This is a genomic window from Nocardioides albus, from assembly GCF_014648255.1.
Classification (GTDB): Bacteria; Actinomycetota; Actinomycetes; order Propionibacteriales; family Nocardioidaceae; genus Nocardioides; species Nocardioides albus.
The window spans coordinates 543,110-569,185 of record NZ_BMQT01000001.1 but is presented as its reverse complement, the minus strand read 5'-3'; the positions used below and the strand labels follow the sequence as shown (position 1 = coordinate 569,185).

Here is a 26,076-nt window from a genome sequence, read left to right as displayed (position 1 = left end):
CCAGACCCCGACACCTGAGATCCGAGGAGAGACCTGTGACCACCACGCACGACTTCGAAGCGACGGCCGCCGACGGCAGCACCGTCCGGCTCGGGGACTACCAGGGCAAGCTGCTGCTGATCGTCAACGTGGCGAGCAAGTGCGGCCTGACGTCCCAGTACGAAGGCCTGGAGGCGCTCTACCGGGCCACCAAGGACTCCGGCGTCGAGGTCATCGGGTTCCCGACCAACCAGTTCCTGGGTCAGGAGCCCGGCAGCGACGACGAGATCCAGGAGTTCTGCAAGACCACGTACGACGTCACGTTCCCGGTCCTGGCCAAGGTCGACGTCAACGGGGAGAGCTCCACACCTGTCTACGAGTTCCTGCGCGCCGAGGCACCCGGTGACTGGGGCCCGCACCTGGGCCAGTTCTACGAGGCGGTGAAGGACATCAGCCCGGCGACCGAGCCCGGAGACATCAAGTGGAACTTCACCAAGTTCCTCATCGGCCGCGACGGCGAGGTTCTCAAGCGCTACGAGCCCCCGGTGACGCCGGAAGAGATCCAGTCCGACCTCGCCCAGTACCTCTAACCGCCGAAGCGTCAGTTCTTGACGCCGAAACGTCGATTTTTGACGTCGAGAGGTCAGGAGAACTGACTTCTCGACGTCAGAAACTGACTTCTCGACGTCAGATTTCGACGTCTCGGCGAGTGGGGACGGGATAGTTGGCTGAGAGATAGTTTGGTATGGGATGATTCGCTAGGATCTATTCATGACCGGACCGCGCATCGACCTGTTGTTCCTGCTCAATCAGTCTGCTCATGCCTTCGCGGCCCAGTTCGGCGATGCGCTCGCCGGCGTGGGGCTGTCGGTGCGGGAGTACTGCGTGCTGCTGAAGGCGGCCGAGGGGACGTACACCCAGAACGCTGTGGCTGAGATGGCGATGCTCGACAAGACCACCATGGTCACCACGCTCGACAACCTCGAGCGCCGCGGTCTCGCCGAGCGGCGGGTCTCGGACACCGATCGCCGCGCGCGCATCGTCGCGCTGACCCGGGCCGGGGAGGAAGCCCTCGAGGAGGCCTCGAAGACCTACAACGCGACCGTGGCCAAGGCGCTCGAGGGTCTGGCGCCGAGCGAGGGCGAGGCGTTCGTCGAGGCGCTCCAGCGCCTGGTCGAGGGGCCCTGGGCGACACCGTCGCACACGATGACGCTGCGACGCCGTGCTCCTGCCTCGGCGCGCTGAGAAATAGATCCATAACTGAATATCCCGAAAAAGATTGTTTCATAACAAACAATCTTCTATGGTCGTATCTATGACGACCAAGACAGTCGCGCTCGCGACCCTCGCAGCCACTCAGCTGATGGTGATCCTCGACGGCACGGTCGTGACCGTCGCCCTTCCTGCAATCCGTGACGACCTCGGCTTCGGCGATACCTCGCTGGCATGGGTCGTCAACGGGTTCCTGCTCGCCTTCGCGCTCGTCCTGCTCCCCGCAGGCCGGGCCGGTGACGTCTTCGGCACCCGCCCGGTCTTCCTCACCGGGCTGAGCATCTTCACCCTCGCCTCGGCATGGTGCGGCCTCGCCTGGGACCCGGCCTCGCTGGTCCTCGCGCGGTTCGTCCAAGGTCTCGGCGGCGGCATCGCCTCGGCCGTGGTGCTCGGCATGATCGCCGGTCTCTACGCCGAGCCCCGCGAGCGGCTCCGCGCCTTCGCGGTGCTCGCCTTCATCGGCTCCGTCGGTGCGTCGGTGGGTACGGTCCTGGGCGGTCTGCTCACCGAGGTCGCATCCTGGCGCTGGGCCTTCCTGATCAACCTTCCGATCGGCATCATCGCGTTGGTGGTCGCGCTCCGCGCGGTGGCGGGTACGCCGCCAACCGGTGCCAAGGGTGGCCTGCTCCCGCGCGCCCTGTTCGCCGAGCACCGGTTCGTGCTCGGCAACCTGCTCCTGCTGAGCCTGACCTTCGGTGGCTTCACCTTCCAGTTCGTCACCACGCTCTACCTCCAAGACATCCTCGGCTTCGGCGCGCTCACAACCGGCCTGGCCTTCCTTCCGGTCAGCGCGGTGATCGCCGTCGCGTCCCTCGGGTTCAGTGCGGCGCTGGCGGGTCGGTTCGGTTCGGAGCGCGTCATGCTGGTCGGCGTGCTCGGCTTCGCCGCAGGCATGCTCTACCTCGTCCGCATCCCCGACTCGGGCAGCTTCGTCCTCGACGTCCTCCCCGGCACGGTCGTGATGGGTCTCGGCTTCGGGATCGCGATGCCGCAGGCGACGGCGCTGGTGATGGGCGCGCTGGCCCCCGAGCTCTCCGGGATCGGCTCGGGCCTGACGACGACCACCCAGCAGGCCGGCGGCTTCCTCGGCACCTTGATCGCCGCCGGTCTGGTTGCGACCGTCGGCTACCACGCCGCCTACGCCTCGGCGGCGATCGCGCTGGCCCTGGGGGCTGCGGTCGCGGCGTACCTGCTCGTGAAGGCCCCACGTGGCCACGACCCGAAGGTCACTGAGCACGTAGTGGAGGAAGCCGCCACAATCTGACTCCTCGACGCCAGATACTGACTCCTCGACGCTATTTCCGGGCCGGGAGGGTCAGCGTCGAGGGGGTCGTCGCCCCGTGGTGGACGGTCACCACGCCGGCGACGCCGCGGACCAGCTGCTTGACGTTGGGCAGCAGGTGGGGGACGTCGTAGGAGTGGACGGTGACGCGGAGGCGGTGGCCCTTCTTGATCACCGCGCCGGTCGGGAAGACCTCGACGGGAACACGGTAGATCTGGCCCGGCCTGACCGGCTGCTCGGCCTCGCGGGTGAAGGGATGCCAGGGCTGGACGACCTGCCCGTTCAGCGTCCGCGACCTCGCCGGATCGACAGCACGATGGCGCAGGGTCTGCCAGCCGCCGGTAATGCGGTCGACGGATCCGTCGGGCGCGACGTCCTCGACCGAGACCGAGATCAGGCCGTCGGTGCCGGTCGTGGAGACGGACAGGTCGGCGTTCAGCGGACCGGAGAAGGCCAGGTCCGAGGTCGCCGGCGCAGTCTCGTAGGAGGCCCCGAGCGCGTCGTTGATCCGGTTGTCGGTCTCGCAGCCGGGGATCGCGAGGGCGCCGGCGGTCCACTGAGAAGTGCTGCGCGAGCACAGTCCTTGCACCGGCAGCGGCAGGATGGTGTCACCACCGACGGGCTTCAGGGTCGACCCGAGGGCGTACGTCTTGGCGCGGACCTCGCTCCCGAGCCACGACTGCATCGTGCGCCACTTCCCGGACCCGATCTCGTGGTAGGTCACCGGCGCGACGTCCCGGTCGAGGGTGGAGTCCGGCCGGCCCATGAGGTGCGTGTCGAACCACCGCAGCGCCATCTCGTTGAGGCTGTTGATCCCGCTCCCCTCCAGTCCGGCGGCCGTCGCGGCCTCGGTGTGTGTCCACGGCCCGACGAGCAGCTTGGTGTCCACGCCGTTGCGCTGCATCCGGTCGAAGAGCATCGGGGCTCCGCGCTGGAAGATGTCGTACTGCCCGGCCGTCACGAACGTCGGTACGTCGATCTCGTCGACCACGCTCAGCGGCGAACGCTTCCGATAGAAGGCCCCGTCGTAGGCGGCGTCGCTGCCCAGCACCGCACTGGCGAGCATCGGCACCTGGAACCCGAGCGCACCGCTGGCGTGCTGCAGCAGCGTGGTCAACGTGGCCTCGGGGCGGGCCTTGTTCACGGCCGGCGGCACCAGTCCCGCACCCGTGACGAGCCCGAACCACAACGGGATGAACCCGGCGTCGATCTGTCCGCCGGAGGCGACCACGTCACGGTAGACGTCGCCGGCCGGCACGATCGGGAACATCGCCTTGAGCCCACGCGGGTGCTGGGCGGCGGTGAAGAACTGGTTGATGGCCATGTAGGACGCGCCCCACAGGCCGAGCTCGCCGTTGCTCCAGGGGCGCTGCTTCGAGGTCGCCCAGTTGGCGACCTCGAGGCCGTCCTTCTGCTCGCGGTCACCGAAGGCGTCCCACTGGCCGGCGGAGGAGCCGGTGCCGCGTACGTCGGTCTGCACGAACACGTACCCGCGCTGGACGAAGTAGTCGCCGCCGCTCCCGCCGGACGCGTTCTTGTTGTAGGGGTTCTGCGTCAGGATCACCGGGAACCGACCTGCGGCCGGAGTGCCGTCGGCCTTCGCTGGACGGTGGATGTCGGCGAGCAGGACGACTCCGTCGGACATCGTGATCGCGACGTCCTTCTCGACCACCACGTCGTACGTCGCCGGGCGCGGCTTCCACGCCCCGACCCGTGCCTGCGGCGGCTGAGCGGCCACCGCAGGCGCGGCCTGGGCGGCGCTCGGGGTGAGCGCCGGTGGCAGGAAGGTCGTGATGAGCGCCAGGAACGGGAAGAGGAATGCCAGTCTGCCGAGTTTCACGACTCACTCCAGGGGTGTGGTGGGTGTCACACCTCGAACGACGGAGTGCAAACGCGAGTTACGTCTCGGCGTACCCGGTTTTGAATAGTGAGACTAAGCAGTCAGGGCGACGGTCTTGTCGACGACGGGGGCCCCGGTGGCCGCGACGACCTCCTCGTACGTCACTCCGGGAGCGAGCTCGACGAGCTCGAACGCTTCGCCCGCCACGTCGAGAACGCCCAGGTCGGTGATGACCCGCTTCACGATCCCGCGTCCGGTCAGCGGCAGGTCGCAGGCCGCGAGCAGCTTGGGAGCGCCCTTCTTGGTGACGTGCTCCATCAGCACGATCACCCGCCCGGCGCCGGAGACGAGGTCCATCGCGCCGCCCATGCCCTTGACCATCTGGCCCGGCACCATCCAGTTGGCGATGTCGCCGTTGGTCGAGACCTGCATCGCGCCCAGGACGGCGACGTCGATGTGGCCGCCGCGGATCATCGCGAAGGAGGTCGCGGAGTCGAAGTAGGAGGCACCCGCGAGCACGGTCACGGTCTGCTTGCCGGCGTTGATCAGATCGGGGTCGACCTCGTCCTCGTAGGGGAACGGGCCGACGCCGAGGATGCCGTTCTCGGCGTGCAGCACGACCGTCGAGGTCTCCGGGATGTAGTCGGGGATCAGCGTCGGCAGGCCGATCCCGAGGTTGACGTAGTCGCCGTCCTGCAGCTCCTGTGCGGCGCGCGCGGCCATCTGGTTGCGGTCCCAAGCCATGACTCAGGCCTCCTTGCTCGAAGTGGTCTCGGTCGGGCGATCGCCCCGCGTCGTACGCTTCTCGATGTCCTTGCGCGCTGCCTGCTCGGGCGTCAGCGCGACGATCCGCTTCACGAAGATCCCCGGGAGATGTACGTCGGCGGGGTCGATCTCACCCACCTCGACGACCTCTTCGGCCTCGACGACGGTGATCCGACCTGCCATCGCGGCCGGGACGTTGAAGTTGCGGGTGGAGGCGTTGAACTGGGCGTTGCCGGCCCGGTCGACGCGGGTCGCGCGCACCAGCGCGAAGTCGGTGACGATGCTCTCCTCGAGCACCATCTGCTTGCCGTGGAACTCGCGGACCTCCTTCGGCTCGGAGGCCTCGGCGATCGTCCCGTCGGGGTGGTAGCGGTAGGGGAGGCCGCCGTCGGAGACCATCGTGCCGACGCCGGTCGGCGTGTAGAACGCCCCGATCCCGCTGCCACCCGCGCGCATCCGCTCCGCGAGCGTGCCCTGCGGGGTGAGCTCGAGCGTGAGCTCACCGGCCAGGTACTGCCGGCCGAACTCCTTGTTCTCGCCGATGTAGCTCGCGATCACCCGGGTGATGCGGCGGTCGTCGAGCAGCAGCCCGAGTCCCGCGCCGTCGACGCCGCAGTTGTTGGAGACGACCATCAGGTCGTCCGCGCCCTGCTCCCGCAGCGCTTCGATCAGGAACCACGGGATCCCCACCAGGCCGAAGCCGCCGACGGCCAGGCTCGCTCCGCTGTGAATGTCGGCAACCGCTTCCGCGGCCGATCCGACCACCTTGTCCAGACCCATGTCTTCTCTGCTCTCTGTGTTTCGGTGGTCGAGCTTGTCGAGACCCACCGTCGTGATACCTCAGCCGGGCTCCGCTTCAGCGGACCGACTCGAACACTGCCGCGAGCCCCTGCCCGCCACCGATGCACATCGTCTCCAGGACGTAGCGGGCCTCGCGCCGCTGCGCCTCGCGGGCAGCCGTGGCGAGGATCCGCGCGCCGGTGGCGCCGATCGGGTGGCCGAGCGAGATGCCCGAGCCGTTGGGGTTGAGCCGCTCGTCGGTCGCGTCGACCTTCCACTCGCGCAGGACGGCGAGGACCTGAGCGGCGAAGGCCTCGTTGAGCTCGATCAGGTCGATCTCGTCGAGGGTCAGCCCGGCGCGATCGAGGGCGGCGCGGCTGGAGAGGACGGGCCCGATGCCCATCCGCTCGGGCTCGCAGCCGGTGACGGCCCATGACTTGAGCGCCAGCAGGGGAGTCAGGCCGCGCTTCTCCGCCTCGGCGCGGGTGGTCACGACGCACATGGCGGCGCCGTCGTTCTGGCCGGACGCGTTGCCGGCGGTGACGGTCGACTCCTCGTCGACCTTCAGCCGGATCGGGCGCAGCGAGGCGAGCTTCTCCAGCGAGATGTCGGCGCGCGGGTGCTCGTCGCGGTCGACGACCGCGTCCGGCTTACGGCGCCCGCCAGGCACGGTCACCGGGACCAGCTCGTCGGCGAACTTGCCGGCCTCGTGCGCGGCCACCGCGCGCTGGTTGGAGCGCAGCGCGAGCTCGTCCTGCTCCTCGCGCCCGATGCCGTACTCGCGGCGCAGGTTCTCCGCCGTCTCGATCATGCCGCCAGGGATCGGGTGGTCCTTGCCGCCGGCGGTCTCGCGGGCCCGGTCGAGGCGGTCGAGCAGCTGGATGCCGCCCTGCTTCACCCCGCCGCGCAGCCCGAGCGCGTAGTGCTCGACGTTGGACATCGACTCCGCCCCGCCGGCCACGACGAGGTTCGCGGCGCCGGTCGCGACCGAGCCTGCGGCGTACAAGATCGCCTGAAGACCGGAACCGCAGCGGCGGTCGATCTGGAGACCGGGTACGCCGTTGCCGAGCCCGGCGTCGAGGGCCGCGATGCGGCCGATCGCGGGGTTCTCGCCGCTCGCGTAGCCGTTGCCGAGGATGACGTCGTCGACGTCGCCCTCCTGCAGGCCGGTGCGTTCGACCAGCTCGCGCAGAACCGTCGTGGCGAGGTCGGTCGCGGTCAGCGGAGCCAGGGCACCGAGGAACCGGCCGACCGGGGTGCGGAGGGGCTCGCAGATGACGATGTCGTTGGCGGCGCTCATGTCCTCGACGGTACGCGGGGGGCCATGACTTGAGAAGTATTCATTTGTGGTGCATTGAAACTTGCGAAGTCTTGGTCTGAGATCAGGCGATGCGCGGAGACGGCTATTGCGATAAGTTCGCGTTTAGCAACCCCCACTCCAGACCAAGAGGTGACCATGCACGTCCCCGACGGCTTCCTCGATGCGCCGACGTCGATCGCCACCGGCGCTGTCGCCGTCGCCGCCGTCGGCGTCGCGCTGCGCGGCGCTCGCCGCGAGCTCGACGACAAGACGGCCCCGCTGGCCGGCCTCGTGGCCGCGTTCGTCTTCGCGACCCAGATGATCAACTTCCCCGTCGGGGCGGGCACCAGCGGTCACCTGATGGGTGGTGCGCTGGCTGCGGTGCTGGTCGGTCCGTGGAGCGCGGTGCTGTGCGTCTCGGTCGTGCTGATCGTGCAGTCGCTGCTCTTCGCCGACGGCGGGATCACCGCGCTCGGCACCAACATCCTGCTGATCGCCGTCACCACCGTGGTCGTCGGCTGGTTCGTCACCAAGGTGCTGCTCAAGGTGCTGCCGAAACGGGTCGGCATGGTCGCCCCCGCGGCCGCGATCGGTGCTTTCGTCTCCGTCCCCGCGGCGGCGCTGGTCTTCACCGGTCTCTACGCCGTCGGCGGCACCGCCGACATCTCGCTGAGCACGCTGGCCACCGCGATGCTCGGATGGCACACGATCATCGGTCTCGGCGAGGCCGCGATCACGTTCCTCGCGGTCGGCGCGATCCTGTCCGTACGTCCCGACCTCGTCTACGCCGCCCGAGGCGTGATCGCCGATCGTGAGCTGGTCATCAAGGCGAAGGAGTCGGTGGCATGACCGCGGAGTCGAAGAGGGCCGTGCCGTTCAAATGGGTGGCCCTCGGCATCGCCGTCGTCGCGCTGCTCCTGGCCGGTGTGGTCTCCTACTACGCCTCTGCCAACCCCGACGGCCTCGAGTACGTCGCCGAGGAGACCGGCTTCCTCGACCGCGCCTCCGAGCACGGTGCGGCCGACGGGCCGTTGGCGGACTACAGCACCAAGGGCGTCGACGACGCGCGGCTCTCCGGCGGCCTCGCCGGGGTGATCGGCACAGCCGTCGTGCTGCTCGTCGCGGGCGGCCTCGTCCTGCTCGTACGCCGCCGGCCCACTGCCTCCTCCGATGAGTAGTCGCGCGCCCGTGCCTGCACATCTGAAGGTGGTCGCGCTGGTCGGTTTCATGCTCGTGGTGGTCGCCACCCCGCGGGAGTGGTTCGCTGCGTACGCCTTCTTCCTCGCCGTCCTGGTGACCGTCGGCGCGGTGGCGCGGGTGCGGCCGGGGTGGGTGCTGAAGCGGATGGTCGTGGAGACGCCGTTCGTGGTCTTCGCGCTGCTGATGCCGTTCATCGCGCAGGGGCCGCGGGTCGACGTGCTCGGGCTCAGCCTGAGCGAGTCGGGGCTGCTCTCGGCCTGGGGGCTGCTCGCCAAGGGCACGCTCGGCGTGATCGCCGGCCTGCTGCTCGCCGCGACGACGACGCCTCAGGAGCTGGTCCGCGGCCTGGAGAGGCTACGGATGCCCGAGCAGCTGGTGCAGATCATGGCGTTCATGGTCCGCTACCTGGAGGTGGTGACCGACGAGATGCGCCGGATGGCGGTGGCGCGCGCCTCGCGTGGTTTCGAGGCCCGCAACCCGCTCCACTGGCCGGTGCTCGCCCGCTCGGTCGGTGCGCTGTTCATCCGCTCCTTCGAGCGTGGTGAGCGGGTACACCTGGCTATGGTCTCGCGCGGCTACACGGGGAGAATGCCCCGGTGACCACTCCAGTCCTCGACGTACGCGGCTTGGCCTTCGCCTACCCCGACGGCCATCAGGCGCTCTTCGGTGTCGACCTGCACGTCCATCGCGGCGAGCGGGTGGCGCTGCTGGGTCCCAACGGGGCGGGCAAGACGACGCTCGTCCTGCACCTGAACGGCATCCATCTCGCCGGCGCCGGGTCGGTCACGGTTTCGGGGCTGCCCGTCACCAAGGCCAACATCAAGGAGATCCGCCGCCGCGTCGGCATCGTCTTCCAGGACCCCGACGACCAGCTCTTCATGGGCACCGTCCGCGAGGACGTCGCCTTCGGCCCCGCCAACCTCGGCCTCCGCGGCTCTGCGCTTGATGCGAAGGTGACCGAGGCGCTCGCGAAGGTCGGCATGGAGGACTTCGCCGACCGCCCGCCCCACCACCTCTCCTTCGGCCAGCGCCGCCGGGTGGCGGTGGCGACAGTGCTGGCGATGGACCCCGAGATCCTGGTCCTCGACGAGCCGTCCTCCAACCTCGACCCGGCCTCCCGCCGCGAGCTCGCCGACATCCTCCGCGACCTCGACGTGACGGTCCTGATGGTCACCCACGACCTGCCCTACGCCCTCGAGCTCTGCGACCGCTCCGTCATCCTCGACGGCGGCATCGTGGCAGCTGAGGGCCGCACCGTCGACGTACTCTCCAACGCCGACCTCATGTGCGCCCACCGCCTCGAGCTCCCGTTCGGCTTCGACCCTGTTGCCGCAGCCGCCACCCTCTAGCCGAGGCGTCACTTAGGTCGGCCGAGACGTCACGTGGGTCGGCCGAGTTGGCACTGCGATGCCGACTCGGCCGACGTACGTGACGTCTCGGCCGACGGGCCTGACGTCTCGGCCGACGGGCCTGACGTCTCGGCAGGGGTCAGTCGGCGAGGCGGCGGGAGCGGTAGTGGATCTTGGCGCTGACGTAAGCGCGCCAGCCGAGGAGGGTGACGCTGAGGAAGATGATCGAGACGACGAGGAAGGCCGGCGCGAGACCCTCGCCGGTGAGGCCGCGCAGCGCCATCCCGATGACGTACGTCGCGAGCCAGACGATCACACCAGCCGGCCAGGTGCGAGCGGCGGTCCAGCGGCGCCAGGCCAGGACGGCCCAGGCCACGGCGAGCCCGATCAGGAAGGGCCAGGCGATGCGGAGCACGACGAGCGCCGGGCCGGAGTCGTGCGACTGGCGCCCGGCGAAGGCGAAGAGGAGCACGAAGAAGACGTCCGCGGCGAACGCGGCGAGCGCCCACTTGGGCACGAGCCCGGCGATGAGTGGTGACGTGTCGTCGGGTTTCGTGGAGGACATGGTGCCCAGAATACGAGCCTGGCCGGAGGATCAGGACAGTGTGGTCAGCCAGGCCCCGCCGCGCATCACCCGGGCCGGCTGCAGCGACTCGTCGGTGAGCACGAGGTCGGCGCGGGCGCCGGGCTCGAGGCGGCCCGCGTCGATGCCCACGACCGATGCCGGCCGCAGGCTCGCAGTCTTCATCAGCATCGCCAGGTCGATCCCGGTGGCCGCATGCCGGCGCACCTGGTCCAGGAGTCGCGAGGTGCCCCCGGCGATCGATCCGTTGCCGGTCCCGTCGGCGACGCGGGCGACCCCGGAGCGTACTTCCACGGACAGCGGGCCGAGCTGGTAGTCACCGTCGGCCATCCCGGCGGCGGCCATCGCGTCGGTGACGAGCACGACCGAGCCGGGCACCATCGACATCACCGCCCGGACGGTCTCGTCCGCAAGGTGTACGCCGTCCGCGATCAGCTCCACACAGGCATCCCCGACACCCGCGGCTCCCAAGGATCCGAGCACGGGGCCGGGGTCGCGGTGGTGTGCGGGTGGCATCCCGTTGAAGAGGTGGGTGACCAGGCTCCCCGGGCCGGAGAGGAACGCGCGGGCCTGAGCGGCGGTGGCCGCGGTGTGCCCCAGTGCCACCACGACCCCGGCCTCGGTGAGGATGGCGGCGACCTCGTCGGCCCCGGGCAGCTCCACCGCCAGCGTCATCACACGCAGATGCCCTCGGGCGGCGGCGATGAGCTCGCGGGCCAGCCCGGCGTCCGGCGCCATCAGCAGCTCGGGGTCGTGCGCTCCGCGGCACGAGTGCGCCAGGAACGGGCCCTCCATGTGGATCCCGGCGATCAGGCCGCTCTCTGCAGCCGACGCCAGCGCAGAGACCACCGACAGCAGTCGTGAAGGCGCGTCCGTGACCGTCGAGGCCAGCAGCGTGGTCGTGCCGGCCGCGTGGTGAACCCCGGCCGCGACGGCGATCTCGTCCGACGAGGTCGAGTGGAACGACGCACCACCGCCGCCGTGGTTGTGGATGTCCACCAGGCCGGGGAGCAGGATCCCCGACGACTCGGGATCGCCGGCGACAGGCCCTCGGACGTCGGTGACGACCCCAGCGGCCACCGTCACGACGACATCGTCGAACCCGCCCGGCCGGGGCGCCTGCCCGCGCACGACATGCTCTAGATCCATCGCTTGAACCATATTCTCGTCAGCCATTCCTGCCGGGTGAGCAGCTCGTCGGTGTAGATCGGCCAGAACCACGCGAAGTTGCAGATCACGAGCACGACGAAGATCCCCCCGGCGACAGCCCCGCCGACGCGCCGCCGGGTGCCACGACTGCCACCGGCCAGCGGTGGCGGTCGGTCGAGGAGCTTGCCCAGGCACAGACACAGGCCGAGCACCAGGAACGGCAGCGCGATGATCATGTAGAAGGAGAAGATCGGCCGCCCGGCGTACTGCAGCCAGGGCAGCCAGGTCGACAGCACCCCGACCACGGCGACCCCGAACCTCCAGTCCCGCGCGGCGACCCACATGAACGCGGAGACGATCAGCGCGACGAACGCGCCCCACCACAGCACCGGTGTGCCCAGGAGCAGCACCTGCCGCAGGCACGTCCCCGCCTCGTCCGGGCCGTCGCCGTCGGGATCTGTCGAAGGGGCGGCGTCACACATCTCGCCGCGCGACTTCGAGCCCGACAGGATCCCGGTGTCGGCGGCGACCCCGACCGGGCGGTTCAGGACGAGCCAGCCGATCGGGTGCGAGCCGTAGGTGTGCTCTGCGCAGTCGAGGAAGTGGGTATGGAAGGTGAAGACGTCGCGGTGGTAGTACCATAGCGACCGCAGCGACTGGGTCGCCTCACCGAGCCCGGACGCGTCCGGCTCGGTCGCGGTCGGCCACCGCTTGTCGTTGAGGTTCTCGGGGACGTACGACTTGTCCTTGCAGTGACCCTCGCCGGTGTAGCGCGTGTACTGCGTCGCGGAGAGCGACTCCTCGTAGACGTCGGCGTGGGTCATCCACGGGATCCACGTCATCACGTAGACCGCGAGCGCGACCCCGACCAGATGCACGAACGCCGTCGGCCCGTCGGCCACACACGCGCGGAGCCAGGAGAGTCGTACGCCGAAGGAGCGCCGCATCCCAGCGGACCAGGCCACATAGAGGAGACCGAAGGCGGCCAGCGGGTAGAGCGCCTCCCACTTGCAACCGATCGCCAGCCCCCACGCGACACCCGAGCAGAGCAGCCACGGGCGGAACAGCATCCGGCGGATCGGTCCCCAGGCGCCGGGCTCGGCGAGCTGAGCAGGTACGAGCGAGGCGAACCGGCGCCGACACCAGTCACGGTCCATCACCATCAGGTGCACCGCGAGCAGCAGGAAGAACGCCACGAAGAGATCGAGCAGGGCCAGCCGCGAGAGGACGAAGGCGAGTCCGTCGAACGTGACCAGGAGGCCGCCGACGAGGCCGAGCAGCATGGAGCCGGAGACGCGGCGTACGAACCGGATCGTCAGCAGCACCAGGAGCGAGCCGACCACGACCGAGGCGATCCGCCAGCCGAACGGATCCATACCAAATAGTTTGATACCGATCGAAATGATCCACTTGCCGACATCGGGGTGGACGATCATCGACGGTCCGTCGGCGAACTGTCCGTCGAGCTGCCCGGCCAGGATGTTGTCGTCGGCACCTTCGATGAAGTTGCGCGCGTAGCCGAACTCGAGCAGTGACCAGGCGTCCTTGGCGTAGTACGTCTCGTCGAAGGCGAAGACCTTCGGGGTCCCCAGGTGCCACAGCCTCAGCAGGAACGCCAGCACGGTGATCCCGATCGTCGCCGCCCAGCCGGCTCGCGACCCGCCGTTGATCCGGCGTCGGGCGCGTTCCCAGGCGGTCGGCAGGAGGTGACCGGAGGGGGTGCCGGCCACGCCCTCGATGGGCTCCGGCTCCTCGGTCACCGTCGTCGTCACGAGGGAACCTTATAAGCCTGCAACAATATCGGTGTGGTAGATCCAGAGGACGGCGTGCTCGTACTTGCGGCAACCCCGATCGGACGGGTCGAGGATGCCCCACCCCGGTTGGCTTCCGAGCTCGCCACCGCGGACGTCATCGCAGCTGAGGACACCCGTCGACTGCGTCGTCTGACCACCGATCTCGGGGTCGAGATCAAGGGCCGCATCGTCTCCTATTTCGAGGGCAACGAGAACGCTCGTACGCCCGCGCTGCTCGCCGATCTCCTCGACGGCAACCGCGTCCTGCTGGTCACCGATGCCGGCATGCCGTCGGTCTCCGACCCGGGTTATCGGCTGGTCGCCGCAGCGGTCGAGAAGGACGTACACGTCACCGCGGTGCCCGGCCCCTCGGCCGTCCTCACCGCCCTGGCCGTCAGCGGCCTCCCCGTCGACCGGTTCTGCTTCGAGGGCTTCCTGCCCCGAAAGGCCGGCGAGCGCTCTCGTCGTTTGACGGGCCTGGCCAAGGAGGAGCGCACCATGGTCTTCTTCGAGGCCCCGCACCGCACCGAGGCCGCGTTGGCAGCCATGCGCGACGCCTTCGGCGACACCCGCGCCGCAGCCGTATGCCGCGAGCTCACCAAGACCCACGAAGAAGTACGCCGCGGGGGACTCGCCGAGCTCGTCGAGTGGGCCGCAGACGGGGTGCGCGGTGAGGTCACCATCGTCGTCACCGGCGCCGACCCCTCCGCCGAGGTCGCCAACGACCCCGACTCCCTCCGCGCCGCCGTAGCCGACCTGGAGGCCGAGGGCCGCACGAAGAAGGAAGCCATCGCCGAAGCAGCAAAGCGAGCAGGAGTCCCCAAGCGTGAGGTCTACGACCTAGTCCACAAACCCGCCGACTAGTCAGTTTCTGGCGCCGAGAAGTCAGTTTCTGGCCGCGAGAAGTCGGTTTCTGACGGCGAGACGGCAGCTTCTGACCCAGGAGGTCGATCACCTGACGCCTCGACGTCAAGAACTGACGCCTCGACGTCAAGAACTGACCTCTTGACGTCAACAATCGACGCCTCGGCGTCAGAAACTGACTTCTCGGCGGGAACTAGGATCGGGGGCGTGAGTTTTCCGCCGCTTCCTGAACCGCTGCCCGCGCCTGTTGTCGACAACCACACGCACCTCGACATCGTCAGGGGGGACGAGAGTCTCCCGGTCGAGGAGGCGCTCGCGCAGGCGGCTGCGGTGGGGGTGACCAGGGTGGTGCAGATCGGGTGCGATCTGCCGGGCGCGCGCTGGGCCGTGGAGGCTGCCGAGACGTACGACAACATGGTCGCAGGGGTGGCGCTCCACCCGAACGACGCACCTCGCCAGCCCGACCTCGAGGCCGCGCTCGACGAGATCGAGAAGCTCGCCGGGGCGCACGACAAGGTGCGTGTGGTGGGGGAGACCGGGATGGACTTCTTCCGTACCGACGAGGAAGGCCGGGAGACCCAGGCCTATTCGTTCCGGCGCCACATCGACATGGCCAAGCGGCTCGACAAGACCCTGATGATCCACGACCGCGACGCCCACGAGGCGGTGCTCGAGGTGATCGACAGCGTCGGCCCGCCGGAGCGCTGGGTGATGCACTGCTTCTCCGGCGACGCCGAGTTCGCCCGCCAGTGCCTCGACCGGGGTGCCTACCTCTCCTTCGCCGGCACGGTGACGTTCAAGAACGCGCAGTACCTCCGCGACGCCCTCGCGATCACGCCCCAGGACCGCATCCTGGTCGAGACCGACGCCCCGTTCCTGACGCCTCACCCGCATCGCGGCGCGAACAACTCGAGCTACATGATCCCGGCGACGATGCGGGTCATGGCGGACGTACGCGGCGAGGACCTCGAGGCGCTCTGCAACGCAGTCAACACCAACACCGATACCGCTTTCGGCGGCACCTGGTAATCAGGCACCGACGGGAGAAGGGCCCGAGGCGATCGCCTCGGGCCCTTCTCCGTGCTGTGAATCAGATCAGGAGACGTTGATCTTCATGATGCCCTTGCGCTCGTCCGAGGAGAGCACCTGGATCTTGACGCCGCTGCCGGCCGTCTTGGTGGAGTGCGCCGGGTTGGCCGCGTCCCAGTACGCCGTCTCCGAGCTGTCGAAGAAGGTCGGCACGCTCTTGCGGCGCGGTACGTCGAGGACGTTGTTCGGAGCGCCGGCGACCTCGTTCTCGAGGTGGAGCCGGTCGGTGCGGTCCACATCGAACGTCGAGTCGTACCCCTGCATCCGGTTGCGCGACAGGGTGCCGTCCGACCACTTCTGGACGCCCGAGGTGGAGTCGACGATCAGCGCCTGGCCGCCGCCGGGGTGCTCAGAGGTGTTGTTGTCGTTGAACTCGCCGTTCTTGTACCAGATCAGCAGACCGTCCTGGTAGGCGTAGTGGTCGACCTTGTCCGGTGCGGTGACGCCGTAGCCGAAGTTGTACGGACCCGTGGCCAGCGTCTTGTCGTAGCCCTGGTACTGCCGGTTCTCAGCGATGTAGAAGCGCGGGTACGTCGAGATGTAGGTCCCGTCGGTGATGCCCATGTACTCCTTGTTGGTCCAGCCGTCGAAGGACGAGAAGTCCGTCGTGTAGGCCGTGCCGACCGAGAGGTCGTCGATGGCGAAGCCGTAGTAGGCGACGCCGCCGTCGTTGGCGGTGCGGAAGCGGAGCTTCACGTTCTTGCCCGCGTACGCCGCCAGGTCAGCGGTCAGGTCGACGTACTCCTCCGGGTTGTGGTCGGCGCAGTTGCCGTCGCAGCTGCTGTCGGAGGTGCCGTGGATGCCGTTGTTGTACTCCGCCGAGGACAGGTTCGTCGCCAGCGGGGCGGACCAGGTGGTGCCGCCGTCGGTGGAGGCCTCCAGGAAGGTGAAGTCGTACTCCGCCTCGAGGTCGTACTTCACCTTGGCCGAGAGCGTGCCGCCCGCGGGGACCGCGATCTCCGGGCTGACCGCGGTTGCCGTGCGGTCATCGCCCTTGCCGGAGTAGAGGAACGACTTGTCGGAAGTGCCGGAGCCGACGTCGTGGGTGGTCTCCCCGTCGGGCAGGTTGACCACGAGTGCCTGCGGGGTCTTCGACCCGGTGTCGTGGACGCTCGGACCCAGGGTCAGCTTCTTGGACGTACCGGCCTCGACCGTGTCGTAGTTGAGCCAGCCGAGGAAGAGCTTCTCCGGGGCACCCATGTGGTTGGGGGTGGTGCCGATGGATCCGTCACCGTGGCCCAGCCAGGAACCCGAGCTCATCAGGGTCCAGAAGCCGGTGCCGTTCTCGCCGCCCGCGGTGTCGTAGAAGTCCGGCAGACCGAGGTCGTGGCCGAACTCGTGGGCGAAGACGCCCAGGCCGCCGTTCTCGGGCTCGGTGGTGTAGTCGCGGATCCAGATGTCGGTGTTACCGATCTTGACGCCGCCGGCCTTCGGGAAGTTCGCCGGACCGTCCGAGCCGGAAGCGTTCGCCGCCCAGCGGTGCGACCAGATGGTCCACGGGTCCGCGCCGGCCTCCTCGCCCTCGCCGGAGTGGATCGCCTGGAAGTGGTCGACGTAGCCGTCGGCCTCGTTGAAGTTGCCGTCACCGTCGAGGTCGTAGCGGTCCCAGACGTCGTAGTCCTGGAGGTAGGCCGTGATCTCGGCGTCGGTCTTGCCGGCCGCCTTCTGTGCGTCGTACCAGGCGTTGGCGCTGTCCTGGATGAAGTTCTTCATCGAGGTGGCGGACTCGTCGCCGGTCTCGTCCTGGTAGTAGGACTCCGCGTGCGGAAGCGTCACCCAGTCGCTCACGTCACCTTGGAGGTCGAAGCGGCCGCTCGACATCTCCTTGTAGACGTTGTGGAAGGACTCGGTGCCCTTGTCCTGGTTGAAGAACATGTTCATGTAGTGCTCGCGGGAGAAGTCCTCCTCCCAGTAGGTGGAGTTGTCATCCCCAGCCGGCGGCGCGATCTCGTTGTGGAGCGGGCCGGAGGTGTTCTCGGGGAAGGCCGGGTTGCCGCCCTCTCCGAACTCGACCAGGAAGCTCAACAGCTGGGACTTCTCGGTGGGCTCGTGCTCCACCCAGCGGGTGTTCTTGCCCGAGCCCATCTTGACGACTTCGCTGCCGTTCTTGGTGACGGTCTTCTTCTCGCCCGTGGCGACGGCGGTGGCCGCGTTGGTCTTGAGCTCGCGGCGCTTGGTGTTGAGCGCGTCGGGCTTGTCATCGACCTTCTGCTTCACAGCGGCGGCGGCTGGGGTCCCCGCGTCCTCGACGGCGCTTGCCGACGAGTGCGTCAGGGCCACCGGCGTCACGCCTGCGACCGCGACCGCAGCGAGAACGCTGGTAAGGCGTCTGTTCATCGTTCCTCCGGAGTCTGGTGACATCGCGCACATGTGCTTTACCCGAGATCCGCCCCGGCACGATGGGCCATCACGACACAGATGGCTCGGAGTACAACACCAAGCAACACAGTTACCTGTAAAGGATTTGTCGCCTATTGGCCAGCGAGCGTGATAATTCGTGGCGGGATTACGACATCCGCCCCGATCGGCCCGCTTGACCTGCGGATTCGGGTGGTGAATCGCACACCTGTCATTCGCTACGACAGGTATGGACAGCGTCCCCTGGCGGCCGTTCGATGCCGAGATTGCATGCTTGTAATTGCCTGCGGAGCGGTCGGGCGACTTGCATTTAACCGACCGAATTTGTTCCGCTGTCGGGCGAGAAAGCCGGGATCGGGACAGATCCGGACGGTGTTGGGGGTGGGCCTCAGCGCGTAGATCACCAGATCTCGCAACACCGTTCGCCCGTGCCCGGGTAGAACGAACATCGGAGCATCGTGCCCGCCAGCAGCACCAACTCGTGGTTCCGCAACATCGCTTCAACCCGCCGTCGCAAGGCCATCGTGGTCGGCGGACTCGCCGCAGCTGTGGTCGCCGCCGGCGGCGCAGCGTACGGGGTCAAGACCTCCCAGACCGACGTCATCGTCTCGGTCGACGGCAAGGCCAAGGACGTCAGCGTCAACGCCGACACCGTCGGAGAGGTCCTCGAGGCCGAAGGCATCAAGGTCGGCGACCGTGACGCCGTTGCTCCCTCGGTCGACACCAAGGTCGAGGACGGCAGCGCGATCAGCGTTCGCTACGCCCGGCCGCTGAGCCTCGAGGTCGACGGCAAGGCCCAGGACCACTGGGTCACTGCGACCACCGTCGGCGGTGCTCTTGCCGAGCTCGGCCGCGACTACGACCGGGCCGAGCTCTCCACCAGCCGTGGTGCCTACATCGGCCGCGACGGGATGTCGCTCGACGTCGTGACTCCGAAGAACGTCAAGGTCGAGCTGGCCGGCAAGAAGGCCAAGAAGGTCAGCGTGACCGCGCTGACCGTCGCCGACGCGCTCAAGGACCTCCGGGTCGAGGTCGAGCCCCGGGACAAGGTCTCCCCGGCCCCCGGCAAGGCCCTGAAGACCGGTCAGAAGATCGTCTTCACCGACTACTCCGCCAAGGAGCAGAAGGTCGCCCGCGAGGCCGTCGACGCGCCGGTCGAGGAGCGCGAGGACCCGTCGATGTACGAGGGCGAGACCGAGGTCGTCGAGGAGGGCTCCGACGGGGCCCGTTCGGTGACCTACCGCGTCCTCTACAAGAACGGCGAAGCGTACTCCCGCGATGTCCTCACGCAGAACGTGATCGAGAAGCCCGAGCCGCGCATCGTCAAGGTCGGCACCAAGGAGAAGGAGGCCCCTGCGGCCAACTTCGCCGGTGGCAGCACCGTCTGGGACCAGCTCGCGCAGTGCGAGTCCGGCGGCAACTGGGCCATCAACACCGGAAACGGCTACTACGGCGGTCTGCAGTTCAACCTGCAGACCTGGCAGGCCTACGGCGGCTCGGGCCTCCCGAGCGAGAACAGCCGTGAGAGCCAGATCGCGGTCGCGACCAAGGTCCGCGACGCCAACGGCGGCTACGGCTCCTGGCCGCACTGCTCGCAGCAGCTCGGTCTGCCGCAGTAAGGCTGTTTTGGTCCTCGGGCCATAGTCTGTACCCATGACCGACCGCACCCCGCCGCGCCTGTTGGGCCCGGCGGAGGTGCGGTCGCTCGCATCCGAGCTCGACCTTCGCCCCACCAAGCAGCGCGGTCAGAACTTCGTGATCGACGCCAACACGGTGCGCCGGATCGTTCGCGAGTCCGGCGTCGGCGCCGACGACGTCGTGGTCGAGGTCGGTCCCGGTCTCGGGTCGCTCACCCTCGCCATCCTCGAGACCGGCGCCAAGGTGACCGCGATCGAGATCGACGAGACCCTGGCCGGGCGGCTGCCGAGGACCATCGCGGAGTACGCCCCCGACCACGTGGACGCGTTCAGCCTGGTCCGCGCGGACGCGCTGCGGGTCGAGTCGGTCCCCGGGCTGCCGCCCACCGCCCTGGTCGCGAACCTGCCCTACAACGTCTCCGTCCCCGTCCTGCTGCACCTGATGTCGCTGCTGCCCTCGCTGCGCCACGGCCTGGTGATGGTGCAGGCCGAGGTCGCCGACCGGCTGGCGGCCAAGCCTGGGTCCAAGATCTACGGCGTCCCGTCGGTCAAGGCCGCCTGGTACGCCGAGGTACGCCGCGCCGGCGTGATCGGCCGCAACGTCTTCTGGCCGGCGCCCAACGTCGACTCGGGCCTCGTCTACTGGCGCCACCGCGAGCCGCCGTCGACCGCGGTCTCGCGCGAGGAGGTCTTCGCGGTCATCGACGCCGCGTTCGCGCAGCGGCGTAAGGCGCTTCGTGGCGTACTCAAGCCGCTGGCCGGCTCCGCCGACGCCGCCGAGAAGGCGCTGGTCGCGGCAGGCATCGACCCGCTGGCGCGAGGTGAGTCGTTGACGATCACGGACTTCGTACGCATCACCGAATCGCTCCAGAAGGTGTCCTCATGACGATCACCGTCCGCGCGGCCGCGAAGTTCAACCTGCACCTCGGGGTGGGCCCGGTCCGCGACGACGGGTTCCACCCGCTGGCGACCGTCTACCACGCGATCGGCCTCTACGACGACGTCACCGTGACCGAGGCCGCTCAGTGGCAGGTCACGCTCACCGCCGAGGACCACATCGCCACCGCGGAGGTCCCGACAGGGGACGACAACATCGTCGTACGCGCCGGCAAGGCCCTCGCCGCTCATCACGGCGTCGAGCGGGCGGCGACGATCGCGATCCACAAGGGCATCCCGGTTGCCGGCGGTCTCGCCGGCGGCTCCGCCGACGCGGCCGCGACGCTGGTCGCCCTCGATCGGCTCTGGTCGCTGGAGACCAGCGACGAGAACCTTCTGCGCCTGGCGGGACAGCTGGGATCCGACGTACCTTTCGCGCTCATCGGGGCCACCGCCATCGGTGGTGGCCGTGGCGAGATCGTCGAGCCGGTCACCGACAACGGTGCGTGGTGGTGGGTCGCGGTCGGCAACGAGCAGGGGCTGTCGACGCCCGCGGTCTACCGTTCGTTCGACGAGCTGGCCGGCACCGAGGTGGGCGACCCCCACGTGCCCGAGCGCCTCCTGATGGCCTTGGAGAAGGGCGACGCGGAGCTCCTCGCCGAGGCGCTCGCCAACGACCTGCAGGCTCCGGCGCTGGCACTGCGCCCCGACCTCGCCCAGACCTTCGCCGACGGCGCCGAGGCCGGTGCCCTGGCCGTGCAGCTCTCCGGCTCGGGCCCGACGGTCCTGATGCTGTGCCGCGACGCCGCCCACGCTCGCGAGGTCGCCGGAGCGATGCAGGCGAAGGCGTACGACCGCGTCTGGACCGCACCGGGCCCTGTCGCGGGCGCCCACGTCGTCACGTACTGATCTCAACCCCTGCCGAGACGTCAGCCCCGTCGGTCGAGACGTCAGCCCCGTCGGTCGAGACGTCAACTACGTCGGCCGAGACGTCAGCGCGTGACGCGTCGACCGATGCGAGTGACGCCTCGACCGGCGTACGTGACGCCTCGTCGGCGGAGGTCAGGCGGCGCTGGAGACGACCTCGTCGGAGATGGCTGCGGCGGCGCGGCGCAGGTGGCGGGTGATGCTCGCGGCGTTGAACCCGGTGGCGCTGCCGGAGACGGAGACGGCGGCGATCGCACGGCCGTCGATCATGATCGGGACTGCGGCGCAGACGATGCCGATCTGGGCCTCCTCGCGGTCGAAGGCGATCCGCTCGCTGTTGGCGCGGCGGAGCTCGGCGAGGAACTTCGCCGGGTCGCCGTGCGAGTGACGCGTACGCCTCACCAGGCCGGACTCGAGCACGGCCGCGATGTGGTTGCGGTCGCTGAAGGAGAGGATCGCCTTGCCGAGCGCGGAGCAGGCGGCGGGCGCTCGCCCACCGACGTACGTGTCCGGCTGGATACCACCGCGGCCGGTGATCTTCTCCAGGATGACGATGTCGGTGCCCTCGAGGATCGCGAGGTGGACGGTCTTGCCGGTCGCCACGTAGAGCTCGGCCAGATGTGGCATCGCGGTCTCCCGGATGCCCTGTGGGCGACAGATCTGCACCGCGTTGCCGAGCTCGAACAGCCGCCGGCCGAGCACGTAGTGCCGGCCGGTGCGCTCGACGTATCCGCTCTGCTCGAGGTGGCGCAGAAGACGGAAGGCGGTGGACTTGGGTAGCCCCGCGGTGCGCGCGATCTCGCTGACACCGAGCTTGGGGCCGGCTCCGAGAAATGCCTCCAGGATCTGGAGGGCCTTCGTCGCAGACGGGGTCGCCGAGGAGGTCGTCCTCGGGGAACCTTCATGGTCGTGCTGACTAGCCAGGGTGGGGATAGCAGAGACGCTCATGGGGGGATCTCCTTTACTGAGACAGAGGCGCACCACGATGGGGGGATCTGATGGCTCTGACTCTCTGTGACAGCAGTCACTGTAACGATCGTTCCGGAGGTTGTGGGAGAAATGTTGAATAAATCTCATTCCTGACCTGCGGAAATAGATGACACGGCACATATTTCGATACGTTTTCGACCGTTAGCGTCGTGGATCCTCTGTGGATCCAAGGTAGTCGGTCAGTGACTTATCTGTGTAGGAAACGGCGTCGCCGCGACCAGTCGCGCCAGCAGGTCCGAGGTCGTGGCCGCTGGCATGTCGGCGCGTTCGAGGGCTTCGGAGAAGAGAAGTCCGTCCGCGATCACGAGCAGTAGCGCGGCCATCTCGTCGGCGTGCTCGGCCCCGTCATCGCCGAGCGCTCCGCGGAACCAGCCGGCGAAGTCCTCCCGGGACTGGCGGCGTACGGCAAGGAACCGGTCCTGACCCGGTAGCGGCTCGAGGCGCTTCGGGAGCACCAGCATCAGGCCGATCCGCAGGAATGGAGGCAGCCGGCGGAGGCTGGCCACCAAGGGTGTCAGAATCCGGGGGAGCTCGATGGACCAGTCGATGTCCGCGCTCGGTGGTTGCCAGGAGGACTGCGCACTGCTCCAGGCGCGGTAGGAGTCGTCCACGGCAGCGGAGAACAGGTCGCCCTTGTTCGCGAAGTGCCAGTAGACCGACGAAGCCGGAAGGCCCGCCGCGGCACAGATCCGGCTGATCGAGGCGCCTTCGTAGCCGCTCTCCGCAGCGACCTCCAGCGCTGCCGCGATGAGCCTCTCGCGGCTGCTGCTCCCGGCCTCGTACGTCGCCGGCGCCACGTCCACCGCAGCCGGCGTCGCCACCAGGTCCTGCTTCCCGAGATGGCCCGCGACCTCGATCAGACCGTCGGCCAGCCGTTGCCGGAGCGAGTCGACCTCGGCGTACCCCCCGGTCTGGGTGTAGATGAAGAGGCCGTCGTGAGCAGCGAGCGTCAGGCGCGCCAGGATCTCGGTGTGCGCGGGCGGAAGGTCGACGGCCTCGGACCACCACAGCTCGAAGCCGGCCAGCGTCTGGGTGCGGATCTGAAGGAAGCGCTCTCGTGGCCCGTCGCCGACCGTCGGTCCGGACTCGAGCGCGAGCATCAGCCCCATCCGCCACCAGTCGGCCGACGAGTCGTGGGTGTTCGAGGTCGTACGGCGCAGGTTGGCCAGCAACCCGTCGCGGAGGTCACCGCCGGTGCGGGTCGGCTCCCAGCGCGGGACGACGCGTCGCCAGCGGGTGTAGCCATGCTCGAGCGCCTCGGCGAGGAGCTGGTCCTTGTTGGGGAAGTGCCAGTAGAGCGAGGAGGGCGGGAGGCCGGTCGCGCGCCGGACCAGCGCCATCGTCGTGCCGACGTAGCCACGCTCGGCCGCCAGCCGGAGCGCGGCTTCGAGGATCGTCTGACGCGACCCGGGGGTGTGCTCGCGGAGCGCCTTCTCGACCATTGCACGGAGTCTAGGCAGGTCAGGGGCTCTTTGTCCGCCGGCTGTGCCACTGGATGGCCGCCGCGATGATGGCCGCCTCACCGGCCTCGGGGACAATGGGAGGCGATATGGCGAACCTCCTCAACCTCGAGCACGTCTCCAAGGCGTACGGCATCCGGCCCCTCCTCGACGACGTCTCCCTTGGCATCAACGCCGGCGAGCGGATCGGCATCGTCGGACGCAACGGCGACGGGAAGACGACACTGCTTCAGGTGATGACCGGTCTGGAGGAGCCCGACTCCGGCCGGGTCTCGCGCCAGCGGGGTCTGCTGGTGGGGTTCCTGCACCAGGGCGACCAGCTCATCGACTCCCACAGCGTGCGTGAGGCCGTGCTCGGCGGGCGTTCCGACCACGAGTGGGCGGGCGTCCCCGTGCTCCGCGAGATCGTCGAGCAGCTCTTGGCCGGGATCGACCTCGACCGCTCCGTCATGGGGCTCTCCGGCGGCGAGCGCCGTCGCTGTGCGTTGGCAGAGCTGCTCCTGGGGGACCACGACCTGATCGTGCTCGACGAGCCCACCAACCACCTCGACGTCGAGGCCGTGGCCTGGCTCGCCTCACACCTGGCTCAGCGCGCCTCCGCTCTCGTCGTGGTCACCCACGACCGCTGGTTCCTCGACGCCGTGTGCCAGTTCACCTGGGAGGTCCACGACGGCCAGGTCGACGCCTACGAGGGTGGCTATGCCGCCTTCGTCCTCGCCAAGGCCGAACGGTCCCGTCAGGCGGCCGCCTCCGAGGTACGCCGCCAGAACCTGGTCCGCAAGGAGCTGGCCTGGCTGCGTCGCGGCGCCCCGGCGCGTACGTCGAAGCCGAAGTTCCGCATCGACGCGGCCAACCAGCTCATCGAAGACGTACCTCCGCCGCGCGACCGTTTCGAGCTGCAGAAGTTCGCCACCCAGCGGCTCGGCAAAGACGTCATCGACGTCGAGGACGTCGACCTCTTCCGTGGTGAGCGCCAGCTGCTGTCGCACGCGACCTGGCGCATCGGTCCCGGCGACCGGATCGGCATCGTAGGCGTCAACGGTGCCGGCAAGACCTCGGTCCTGTCGCTGCTCGACGGCACGCTCCCGCCTGCCGTCGGGAAGGTACGCCACGGCCGCACCATCGCTCTCCAGCACCTGACCCAGCAGCTCGACGACCTCGACCCCGAGGCGCGGGTCCTGCCGACCGTGGAGTCGATCAAGCGGGTCACCAAGACGACCGACGGGCAGGAGCTCTCGGCCACCTCGATGCTCGAGCGCTTCGGTTTCACCGGCGACAAGCTGGTCACCCGGATCGGTGACCTCTCCGGTGGCGAGCGCCGCCGCTTCCAGCTGCTGCGTCTGCTGCTCACCGAGCCCAACGTACTGCTGCTCGACGAGCCCACCAACGATCTCGACATCGAGACGCTCAACGTCCTCGAGGACTTCCTCGACGCCTGGCCCGGCACCCTGATCGTCGTCTCCCACGACCGCTACTTCCTCGAGCGCGTCACCGACTCTGTCTGGGCTCTCCTCGGCGACGGCCAGATCTCCATGCTGCCGCGCGGCGTCGACGAATACCTCGAGCGCCGCCTCCCGATCCCCGTCGGCGGGTCGGCCCCGTCGGCACCGCAGGCCGAGGCGTCACGCGCGTCGGCCGAGACGTCACCGTCGAGCTCGTCGAAGGCCAAGGCCGGCTCCGCCGAGGAGCGGGCCGCGAAGAAGGTCATCGCCCGGATCGACAAGCAGCTCGAGCGGATCGCCGAGCAGCAGCAGAAGCTCGAGCTCGCGATGGCCGAGGCGGTCAACGACTACACCCGCCTCGCCGAGCTCAGCGCCGAGCTGGACAAGCTCTCTGCCGAGAAGGACGAGCTCGAGATGGAGTGGCTCGAAGCCGCGGAGGCGTTGGAGTAGCGCTGGTCGGCGAGCACGGCTGTTCGGCGGCTCGCGGAGCTGTAACACGCTGTTCGTAGTACTACTCGCCCTATCAGAACGACCGGATAGTGCTACGAACAGCGTGTTACACGTGTTCGGCGCGCCGCTCGCGGCCCCGCGATCAGCCCGAGAACGGGACCAGCAGCCGACGCAGCAGATCGGTGAGCTGGCTCTGCTGGTCGCCGGAGAGGCCGGCGAGGAACTCCCGCTCGGCCGCGAGCAGCGCCTCGAAGGCGCTGTCGACGGTCGCCTTGCCGTCCGGGGTGAGCCGGACGAGCACACCCCGCCGGTCCGCCGGGTCCGGCAGCCGTTCGACGAGGCCGCGGGCGGCCAGCCGGTCGACGCGGTTGGTCATGGTTCCGCTGGTCACCAGGGTCTCGCGCAGCAGTCGTCCGGGGGAGAGCTCGTAGGGGTCGCCCGCGCGGCGCAGCGCGGCGAGCACGTCGAACTCCCAGGACTCGATCCCGGAGGTCGAGAAGGCGTCGCGTCGCGCGAGGTCGAGGTGGCGCGAGAGCCGCGAGAGCCGCGAGAAGATCTCGACGGGGCCCAGGTCGAGATCGGGCCGCTCGTGTGCCCAGGCCTCGCTCAGGTCGTCGACTTCGTCGCGCATGGCGTGAGCGTAGCCCAAGTTCGCCTCATCGAGAATCTTGACATCGAGACAAGCCGGGAG

24 protein-coding genes are annotated in these 26,076 nt (G+C 68.8%); 13 read left to right on the top strand and 11 right to left on the bottom strand.

The window, feature by feature from the left end; translation table 11 throughout:
• Positions 1 to 35: 35 nt before the first annotated feature.
• The 3 genes from IEY84_RS02575 to IEY84_RS02565 all read left to right on the top strand — a co-directional run bounded on the left by IEY84_RS02575 (position 36) and on the right by IEY84_RS02565 (position 2,515).
• A complete protein-coding gene (locus IEY84_RS02575; RefSeq protein WP_183541938.1) occupies positions 36 to 569 on the top strand; it encodes a glutathione peroxidase in 534 nt (177 codons plus the stop codon).
• 181 nt (positions 570 to 750) lie between these two features.
• Positions 751 to 1,224 carry a MarR family winged helix-turn-helix transcriptional regulator gene (locus tag IEY84_RS02570; protein ID WP_183541936.1) on the top strand — a complete coding sequence of 158 codons (474 nt, stop codon included), beginning with the start codon at positions 751 to 753 and terminating at the stop codon, positions 1,222 to 1,224.
• Positions 1,225 to 1,294: 70 nt separating this feature from the next.
• A complete protein-coding gene (locus IEY84_RS02565; protein WP_183541934.1) occupies positions 1,295 to 2,515 on the top strand; it encodes an MFS transporter in 1,221 nt (406 codons plus the stop codon).
• Positions 2,516 to 2,546: 31 nt separating this feature from the next.
• On the opposite strand, the gene IEY84_RS02560 is transcribed toward IEY84_RS02565, so the two are convergent.
• The 4 genes from IEY84_RS02560 to IEY84_RS02545 all read right to left on the bottom strand — a co-directional run bounded on the left by IEY84_RS02560 (position 2,547) and on the right by IEY84_RS02545 (position 7,218).
• On the bottom strand, positions 2,547 to 4,373 hold the full coding sequence (locus IEY84_RS02560) for a CocE/NonD family hydrolase (protein WP_183541932.1): 1,827 nt from the start codon (positions 4,371 to 4,373) through the stop codon (positions 2,547 to 2,549).
• Between the two features lie 93 nt (positions 4,374 to 4,466).
• Positions 4,467 to 5,117: a CoA transferase subunit B gene (locus tag IEY84_RS02555; RefSeq protein WP_183541930.1), complete on the bottom strand. Its 651-nt coding sequence runs from the start codon at positions 5,115 to 5,117 to the stop codon at positions 4,467 to 4,469.
• Positions 5,118 to 5,120: 3 nt separating this feature from the next.
• A complete protein-coding gene (locus tag IEY84_RS02550; RefSeq protein WP_183541928.1) occupies positions 5,121 to 5,918 on the bottom strand; it encodes a CoA transferase subunit A in 798 nt (265 codons plus the stop codon).
• 76 nt (positions 5,919 to 5,994) lie between these two features.
• Positions 5,995 to 7,218 carry an acetyl-CoA C-acetyltransferase gene (locus IEY84_RS02545; RefSeq protein ID WP_183541926.1) on the bottom strand — a complete coding sequence of 408 codons (1,224 nt, stop codon included), beginning with the start codon at positions 7,216 to 7,218 and terminating at the stop codon, positions 5,995 to 5,997.
• A 156-nt stretch (positions 7,219 to 7,374) separates the two neighbouring features.
• Between IEY84_RS02545 and IEY84_RS02540 the strand changes: the two genes are divergently transcribed.
• From IEY84_RS02540 to IEY84_RS02525, 4 genes are read left to right on the top strand one after another with little or no spacing between them, the layout of a single operon-like run.
• Positions 7,375 to 8,067 (top strand): energy-coupling factor ABC transporter permease, encoded by a 693-nt coding sequence (locus IEY84_RS02540; protein WP_183541924.1) that lies wholly within the window; start codon positions 7,375 to 7,377, stop codon positions 8,065 to 8,067.
• Entirely contained in the window at positions 8,064 to 8,396 is a 333-nt protein-coding gene (locus IEY84_RS02535) for a PDGLE domain-containing protein (RefSeq protein ID WP_183541922.1), read from the top strand. Before IEY84_RS02540 ends, IEY84_RS02535 begins: the two co-directional genes overlap by 4 nt.
• A gap of 10 nt (positions 8,397 to 8,406) precedes the next feature.
• Positions 8,407 to 9,018 carry a cobalt ECF transporter T component CbiQ gene (cbiQ, locus tag IEY84_RS02530; protein ID WP_183541920.1) on the top strand — a complete coding sequence of 204 codons (612 nt, stop codon included), beginning with the start codon at positions 8,407 to 8,409 and terminating at the stop codon, positions 9,016 to 9,018.
• Entirely contained in the window at positions 9,015 to 9,767 is a 753-nt protein-coding gene (locus tag IEY84_RS02525) for an energy-coupling factor ABC transporter ATP-binding protein (RefSeq protein ID WP_183541918.1), read from the top strand. Before cbiQ ends, IEY84_RS02525 begins: the two co-directional genes overlap by 4 nt.
• Before the next feature lie 139 nt (positions 9,768 to 9,906).
• Here IEY84_RS02525 and IEY84_RS02520 read toward each other — a convergent pair whose 3' ends face one another.
• Genes IEY84_RS02520 through IEY84_RS02510 form a run of 3 tightly spaced genes read right to left on the bottom strand, consistent with a single transcriptional unit; the run spans position 9,907 to position 13,271 of the window.
• Positions 9,907 to 10,332, bottom strand: a complete 426-nt coding sequence (locus IEY84_RS02520; RefSeq protein WP_183541916.1) for a DUF3054 domain-containing protein — start codon at positions 10,330 to 10,332, stop codon at positions 9,907 to 9,909.
• 30 nt (positions 10,333 to 10,362) lie between these two features.
• Positions 10,363 to 11,499, bottom strand: coding sequence for an N-acetylglucosamine-6-phosphate deacetylase (locus tag IEY84_RS02515; RefSeq protein WP_183541914.1), 1,137 nt, complete (start codon positions 11,497 to 11,499; stop codon positions 10,363 to 10,365).
• Positions 11,490 to 13,271 (bottom strand): dolichyl-phosphate-mannose--protein mannosyltransferase, encoded by a 1,782-nt coding sequence (locus tag IEY84_RS02510; RefSeq protein ID WP_183541912.1) that lies wholly within the window; start codon positions 13,269 to 13,271, stop codon positions 11,490 to 11,492. Before IEY84_RS02510 ends, IEY84_RS02515 begins: the two co-directional genes overlap by 10 nt.
• Before the next feature lie 33 nt (positions 13,272 to 13,304).
• On the opposite strand from IEY84_RS02510, the gene rsmI reads away from it, so the two are divergent.
• A complete protein-coding gene (gene rsmI / locus IEY84_RS02505; RefSeq protein WP_229788239.1) occupies positions 13,305 to 14,156 on the top strand; it encodes a 16S rRNA (cytidine(1402)-2'-O)-methyltransferase in 852 nt (283 codons plus the stop codon).
• A 207-nt stretch (positions 14,157 to 14,363) separates the two neighbouring features.
• Positions 14,364 to 15,185: a TatD family hydrolase gene (locus tag IEY84_RS02500; protein WP_183541910.1), complete on the top strand. Its 822-nt coding sequence runs from the start codon at positions 14,364 to 14,366 to the stop codon at positions 15,183 to 15,185.
• A gap of 66 nt (positions 15,186 to 15,251) precedes the next feature.
• On the opposite strand, the gene IEY84_RS02495 is transcribed toward IEY84_RS02500, so the two are convergent.
• Positions 15,252 to 17,582, bottom strand: a complete 2,331-nt coding sequence (locus IEY84_RS02495; RefSeq protein WP_183541908.1) for an immune inhibitor A domain-containing protein — start codon at positions 17,580 to 17,582, stop codon at positions 15,252 to 15,254.
• A 479-nt stretch (positions 17,583 to 18,061) separates the two neighbouring features.
• Here IEY84_RS02495 and IEY84_RS26585 point away from each other — a divergent pair, with 479 nt between their 5' ends.
• From IEY84_RS26585 to IEY84_RS02480, 3 genes are read left to right on the top strand one after another with little or no spacing between them, the layout of a single operon-like run.
• Positions 18,062 to 19,222: a resuscitation-promoting factor gene (locus IEY84_RS26585; protein ID WP_183541906.1), complete on the top strand. Its 1,161-nt coding sequence runs from the start codon at positions 18,062 to 18,064 to the stop codon at positions 19,220 to 19,222.
• A gap of 34 nt (positions 19,223 to 19,256) precedes the next feature.
• The gene (gene rsmA / locus IEY84_RS02485; RefSeq protein ID WP_183541904.1) at positions 19,257 to 20,126 is read left to right on the top strand and encodes a 16S rRNA (adenine(1518)-N(6)/adenine(1519)-N(6))-dimethyltransferase RsmA; all 870 of its coding nucleotides are present in this window, start codon (positions 19,257 to 19,259) and stop codon (positions 20,124 to 20,126) included.
• Positions 20,123 to 21,025 (top strand): 4-(cytidine 5'-diphospho)-2-C-methyl-D-erythritol kinase, encoded by a 903-nt coding sequence (locus IEY84_RS02480; RefSeq protein WP_183541902.1) that lies wholly within the window; start codon positions 20,123 to 20,125, stop codon positions 21,023 to 21,025. Before rsmA ends, IEY84_RS02480 begins: the two co-directional genes overlap by 4 nt.
• 153 nt (positions 21,026 to 21,178) lie before the next feature.
• Here IEY84_RS02480 and IEY84_RS02475 read toward each other — a convergent pair whose 3' ends face one another.
• Entirely contained in the window at positions 21,179 to 21,991 is an 813-nt protein-coding gene (locus tag IEY84_RS02475; RefSeq protein WP_183541900.1) for an IclR family transcriptional regulator, read from the bottom strand.
• A 221-nt stretch (positions 21,992 to 22,212) separates the two neighbouring features.
• Positions 22,213 to 23,475, bottom strand: coding sequence for a TetR/AcrR family transcriptional regulator (locus tag IEY84_RS02470; protein WP_183541897.1), 1,263 nt, complete (start codon positions 23,473 to 23,475; stop codon positions 22,213 to 22,215).
• A 107-nt stretch (positions 23,476 to 23,582) separates the two neighbouring features.
• Here IEY84_RS02470 and IEY84_RS02465 point away from each other — a divergent pair, with 107 nt between their 5' ends.
• A complete protein-coding gene (locus IEY84_RS02465; protein ID WP_183541895.1) occupies positions 23,583 to 25,385 on the top strand; it encodes an ABC-F family ATP-binding cassette domain-containing protein in 1,803 nt (600 codons plus the stop codon).
• Positions 25,386 to 25,527: 142 nt separating this feature from the next.
• Here the strand turns inward: IEY84_RS02465 and IEY84_RS02460 are convergent, their stop codons facing one another.
• Positions 25,528 to 26,016, bottom strand: coding sequence for a MarR family winged helix-turn-helix transcriptional regulator (locus IEY84_RS02460; protein ID WP_183541893.1), 489 nt, complete (start codon positions 26,014 to 26,016; stop codon positions 25,528 to 25,530).
• Positions 26,017 to 26,076: the final 60 nt, after the last annotated feature.